The following is a 3,866-nucleotide window of genomic DNA, read 5'->3' as shown; positions in this document are numbered from 1 at the left end:
GATATGGAGCGGCTGGCGGTGCGCATCCTGCCGGCTATGTGCGCCGTACCGGGTGGAGTGATGGTGTCGTTCTGATCGGGTTGGTGTGCGATGTGGCGGTGTGAGGTTCGGTCAGATTTCGCAGCCCAATGCTGAGTTGGCCTCTTCGCGACTCGGCGGTTGCGGGCCCGCCCCGGTCAGCACGCCCTCGCCACCGTTGACGGCATCAGCGTGTTGCCATAGCACGTCGCTCCATCCACCTTGATCGGCGATCTCGGTGAGCATGGACCAGTCGTAAGAGGTGGCGAGCGCGGCCGCGGCGTCTCGCTGGAGGGCCGAATCGTCGGTCTCTTGGCCGGTGAACCATTCGTCGAGCCACGCGCAGGCAACTGCTCCGCTGACGTGGGCGATGAACTGGTATCGGCTGTTCGTGGTGCCGTCGCTGAGCGCATCGATGTCAAAGCCGTCGGGAAGTGGCACGTCCCGCAGCAGCGCTGCGACGGTCGCTGTCTGCTCGCCTCCTGACACGAAGGTGTCGGGCAACGACGCTTGCCACTGGGTCTCGTCGACGGCGTGAGCTCCAGCGACCGTTGTCATGAATGCGTCGAGTGAGTCGAACGGCCTTCCATCGAACTCGTAGGTCCACTCGCCGCGGAGCGAATCGGCACGGTAACGGCCGTCGCCACCACCTTCTTCGGGGGTGGCGGAGTAGTCGAGCACGTGCCACAAGCCGATCACCACTCGATCCTCGCCGCCGACGCGAGCTTCGAAGCCGTCGGCGCCGCCGCGGATTGTGCTGGCATCGAGCGTCCGGCCGTCTGTGTGTTCGAAGCTGTACGACCCGCCGTGTTCGGACTCCGATGCGTGGGTCATGGTCCAGCCGGGTTCGGAAAGTGCGAACCGGGGGTGGTCTGCCGCGCTGTCGAGCTGGTCGACTGATGCGAGTGGGACGACGTTCGTTGGAACGGTCTGAGGCGGAGCATTGGTATCCGACACGGCGGGCGTCTCTGAGTCGGGGCGTTGGACGGCGACAAGGGCACCGACGCCGACTACGACGATCGCCGCAGCGGCGACGGCCAGCCAGCGGCGTCCCCGATCGGAGGGACCGTGACCGAGACTCACGACGTCGTGCGTTGGTGTCGGCCCAATGTCGGGGGTGTGGGCGACGATGTCGTCGAACACGGCCTTCACGTGGGGATCGAGTTGCATGTTCATGTCAGTGCCTTTCGGAGAGCGATGCGGGCTCGTGTGAGTGTTCGGTGGACGGTGCTTCGAGCGACGTCGAGCGTCTCGGCGATCTCGGCCTCGGTCATGTCGTGCCAGTAGGCGAGAAACACGACCGATCGTTGCTGCACGCTGAGCGACGCAACCGCTCGAAGCAGATCGACATCAGGTAGTGCATCCGTGGTCGCCTCGGGTCGCACCGCGAGAAGGTCTCGCTGCCAGCGTCGTCTTCGTTGCCGGTAGAGGTCCTGTGCTTGGTTGCGGACGGCGCGGATCAGGTAGCGGTCCAAGTGTTCGATGTCGGTCCAGTCGGGTTGCCGCGTGACGCGCAAGAACGCAGTCGTGGTCACATCGTGGGCGTCAATTGGTCCAACGACTGCCGTGGCGAACCGCATCGCTACCGGCGCGTGGGTGCGCCAGGCGACATCGACTTGTTCGTCGGCGTCGTCCTGGTCGGGGGTTCGTTGTTGATGCATCAGATCCATCTCGACAGGTAGACGCCGCCGAGGCCCAGCGTGCGCGACTGCGCACCAAGAATGTTCCATGGCGCATGTCCGTCATGGACGCCAACAGTGAAACACGCACAAGCTCCCGATCAGTGCACGTTGTGGCCGTTCGGAAACGGCCACGATCGCGGAGCGATGCGGCCACCTGGGCCAATCGACATCGGGATCACGCACCTGGTCGGCGAACTCCCGACCGCCGTTCCGGTTCCGGAGCTGGGTTGAGACAGCGAGGTCCTGCTTCCGGCCGGGCGCTGATCGGGCAGAATCGCGTGGAACGCGCTCAGTCCGTTGAGATTCAGTTCGCAGTCCAAGATCGAGTCGAGCGAAACGGATCCGAGGGAACCATTCATCGTTGGGCGAGGTCGAGGTAGGTGTGATGCAAGACGAATCTGCACATCGGGCGCCATGTTGAGCCCCACCGACACGTCCACGTCTGACGCTGAGTTCCAGGGGCTCTACCGCCGCGAGTACTCAGCAGTTGTGAAGCTCGCCCGCCTGCTCACCGGGTCGGCGAGCGCGGCCGAGGATCTTGCACAGGACGCTTTCGTGCGGCTGTACCGCCACGGCGCTCGCGCAGACAACCCGCCTGCGCTGCTGCGCACGATCACGGTCAACGTGTGCCGAAGCTGGCACACGTCCCGCGAGCGAAGTCGCCTCCGGATGGTGCGCCACGGCCCATCACCCGAATCACTCGCCCCGTTCGAACGCGAACTCGACCACTCCCTTCGCCGCCTCCCATACGACCAACGCGCCGTCATCGTCATGCGCTACTGGCTCGGACTCTCAGAAGCCGAGATCGCCGACTCGTTGGGCTGCCGGCCCGGCACTGTCAAGTCCCGTCACTCCCGCGCGATGCGCACGCTCCGAAAGGACCTTTCATGAAGCTCGAAGACCGTCTCCCAACTGCTCTCGACAACATCGCGAACACGCCTCCTGTGCCCGACGCTGGTGAGTTCGATCCCCACCAAACCGTCACCGCCCACCCGCTCCAGGAGCAACGCGGCTCGAAGCGGCTACTGGCGGCAGCGGCAGCGGTTGCAGCGATCGGAGTGGGCGGACTCGTGATCGCCTCCAACCAGTCGACACCGGACCCGGTCGCGGACTCCCAGCCCGTGGCTCAGCCGCCCGCCCCCACGTTCCCGCCCGTGACCGCCCCAGCGCCAGGCCCCGACGGAGCGCTCCTGCTGCCGCCCACAGCGTCGCTCCGACCCATGTCGATCGAACAAGGGGCGTTGGCCGGTACCGCGCCGGTCGCCTGGTACGGCACCCCCGTCTCACGACCGGAGACCGGCACCTACCTACGTGTTCAAGCCGTCGATCTCGGACCCGCCCCGGACAACGTTCCGCAGTGCGTGTCGGATCGGACGACGGCCACCGCAACCCTTGCCGATGGAGCAACGGCGTGTCTCGAACAACGCGATGCTTCCGCGGACCCGACCGGCATCATCGAACGGCGCCTCGGCGGGTACGTCGTCATCATCGACGGCAATGCCAGCGATGACCAGCTCATTGCCGCGGCCGAGAACCTCACGCCCGGGCCATCCGCAGGTAGCTTCACGATCGAGGCGGCCGGGCTGCCCGAAGGTCTCGAACTCATCGCCACCGGCTTCGGTGTCTCCGACTTCGCGTACGTTGCGGACACCGACGCCAACGACGACGACATGATCTCCACGATCTACGTCGACGACCAGTCGAAGTCCATCTTCTACCTCGCAACCCGAAGCGACCCCGACTCGCTCGCGATACACCGCCTCGGCTTCGCATCAGTCGCCGACAAAACCGTTCGAGGCCAGCCCGGGATCTTCCGAACCCTCGAGAACGAGCCGAGCTACCTCGGGCTCGTCTGGCACGAGAACGGCTTCACCTATCAACTCGGCAGCCAACACCTGACGCAGCCCGAGCTACTCGACATCGTCGACCAACTCACGGTCGCCACCCAGGCAGACTGGGACACAGCCACCGCCTCGGTCCCCGACGTTGACCAGATGGAAACCGAACCGGCATCGACCACCATCGTTATTGACGAATAGACCTCGAGACTTGGCGGGCGGGGCGCGGGACGAGCGGCCCGGACCGCTCGGTAACGACAGCACCGATCTCGTCCATCACCCGCCCAGTACGGCACGTCTCCGAGCGGCCACCCGCCCGAGAATGTGC

4 protein-coding genes are annotated in these 3,866 nt (G+C 65.5%); 2 read left to right on the top strand and 2 right to left on the bottom strand.

Annotation, left to right across the window (positions count from 1 at the left end; translation table 11 throughout):
• Positions 1-111: 111 nt before the first annotated feature.
• Complete coding sequence (locus ON45_RS14080) at positions 112-1,194, bottom strand: hypothetical protein (protein WP_148288699.1); 1,083 nt, start codon at positions 1,192-1,194, stop codon at positions 112-114.
• Positions 1,191-1,679: an RNA polymerase sigma factor gene (locus ON45_RS14075; RefSeq protein ID WP_158412427.1), complete on the bottom strand. Its 489-nt coding sequence runs from the start codon at positions 1,677-1,679 to the stop codon at positions 1,191-1,193. Before ON45_RS14075 ends, ON45_RS14080 begins: the two co-directional genes overlap by 4 nt.
• 435 nt (positions 1,680-2,114) lie before the next feature.
• Here ON45_RS14075 and ON45_RS14065 point away from each other — a divergent pair, with 435 nt between their 5' ends.
• The gene (locus ON45_RS14065; protein ID WP_083914995.1) at positions 2,115-2,591 is read left to right on the top strand and encodes an RNA polymerase sigma factor; all 477 of its coding nucleotides are present in this window, start codon (positions 2,115-2,117) and stop codon (positions 2,589-2,591) included.
• The gene (locus ON45_RS14060) at positions 2,588-3,739 is read left to right on the top strand and encodes a hypothetical protein (RefSeq protein ID WP_040494629.1); all 1,152 of its coding nucleotides are present in this window, start codon (positions 2,588-2,590) and stop codon (positions 3,737-3,739) included. Before ON45_RS14065 ends, ON45_RS14060 begins: the two co-directional genes overlap by 4 nt.
• Positions 3,740-3,866 lie beyond the last annotated feature (127 nt).

It is taken from the genome of Ilumatobacter nonamiensis YM16-303 (assembly GCF_000350145.1).
Taxonomy (GTDB): domain Bacteria; phylum Actinomycetota; class Acidimicrobiia; order Acidimicrobiales; family Ilumatobacteraceae; genus Ilumatobacter_A; species Ilumatobacter_A nonamiensis.
This window is presented reverse-complemented; position numbering and strand designations above follow the sequence as displayed.